Annotated in this window: 1 protein-coding gene and 1 pseudogene; both read right to left on the bottom strand. The window is 68.6% G+C overall.

Translation table 11 applies throughout. The features are described 5' to 3' along the window. A pseudogene (locus tag IEY14_RS25660) lies at positions 1–506 on the bottom strand (electron transfer flavoprotein subunit alpha/FixB family protein); the annotation flags it as partial. Between the two features lie 13 nt (positions 507–519). After that, the gene (locus tag IEY14_RS25655; protein ID WP_188913682.1) at positions 520–1,269 is read right to left on the bottom strand and encodes an electron transfer flavoprotein subunit beta/FixA family protein; all 750 of its coding nucleotides are present in this window, start codon (positions 1,267–1,269) and stop codon (positions 520–522) included.

Genomic DNA, 1,269 nt, shown 5'->3' with positions numbered 1-1,269 from the left:
CCCCCGATCCGCTCGACCGAGGCCGAGCCGCCCTCCGAGGCCGAGGCGAAGGCGGTGCTGCGCACCGTCAGCACCTTGATCGCATCCTTGGAGCGGACGGTCTGGAGGGCGTTGCCGGCATAGATCGGCCGTTCGAACGTGTCGGGTCCGAGAACCGCCGTCACGTCCGACACCTGCATCACGTCGAGCAGCGCGGCGACGCGCGGCAGGACGTTCTTCGTCAGCGCCGTCGAGGCGCCGACGATCGCGCCATAACCCGGCGCCAGCGTCACGACGAGCGCCGCCAGCGGCTCGGCAAGGCCGTGCGCGAATTCCTCGCCCTCGGCCAGAAGCACCTTGGCCACGCCCTGAAGGCGCGCCGCGCCCTCCGCGACACCGCCCGCGCCGGCGCCGCCGGCAACGAGAACATGAACCTCGCCGGCAAGCGCGAGCGCCGCCGTCAACGCCTTAGCACTCTGGTCCGACAGGGCCGAGCCGTCATGCTCGGCGATCAGAAGCGTCGTCATCCCCAAACCCTTCTCACAGCACGCCGGCTTCGGTCTTCAGCTTGCCGATCAGCTCGTCCACCGAGCCGACGCGGATGCCGGCCTTGCGCTTTTCCGGCTCCACGGTCTTCAGCACTTCCAGGCGCGGCGCGATGTCGACGCCGTAATCCGCCGGGCTCTTCTCCTCGAGCGGCTTCTTCTTCGCCTTCATGATGTTCGGCAGCGAGGCATAGCGCGGCTCGTTGAGGCGCAGATCCGTCGTCACGATCGCGGGAAGCTTCAGCTCCACCGTCTGCAGCCCGCCATCCACCTCGCGCGTCACGTCGGCGCGGCCGTCGGCGAGCTCCAGCCGCGAGGCGAAGGTCCCCTGGCTCCAGCCGAGCAGGCCGGCCAGCATCTGGCCGGTCTGGTTGCAGTCGTCGTCGATCGCCTGCTTGCCGAGGATCACGAGGTCGGGCGCCTCGGCCTCCACCACGCCCTTCAGGATCTTGGCCACCGCCAGCGGCTCGACCACGCCCTCCGCCTTCACCAGCACGCCGCGGTCGGCGCCCATCGCCAGCGCCGTGCGCAGCGTCTCCTGCGCCTGCGCCGGGCCGATCGACACCGCCACGATCTCCTCGACGCCGCCCTTCTCCTTCTGCCGGATCGCCTCTTCCACCGCGATCTCGTCAAACGGGTTCATCGACATCTTCACATTCGTCAGATCGACGCCCGTGCCGTCCGGCTTCACCCGGATCTTCACGTTGTAGTCAACAACCCGCTTCACACAGACAAGGATCTTCAT

The sequence above is a fragment of the Aureimonas endophytica genome (assembly GCF_014642635.1).
GTDB classification, from domain to species: domain Bacteria; phylum Pseudomonadota; class Alphaproteobacteria; order Rhizobiales; family Rhizobiaceae; genus Plantimonas; species Plantimonas endophytica.
This window is presented reverse-complemented; position numbering and strand designations above follow the sequence as displayed.

What these genes read in the sequence shown, in the direction of transcription:
- IEY14_RS25655 (WP_188913682.1), bottom strand. Translation starts at nt 1,269, where the DNA reads ATGAAGATCCTTGTCTGTGTGAAGCGGGTTGTTGACTACAACGTGAAG.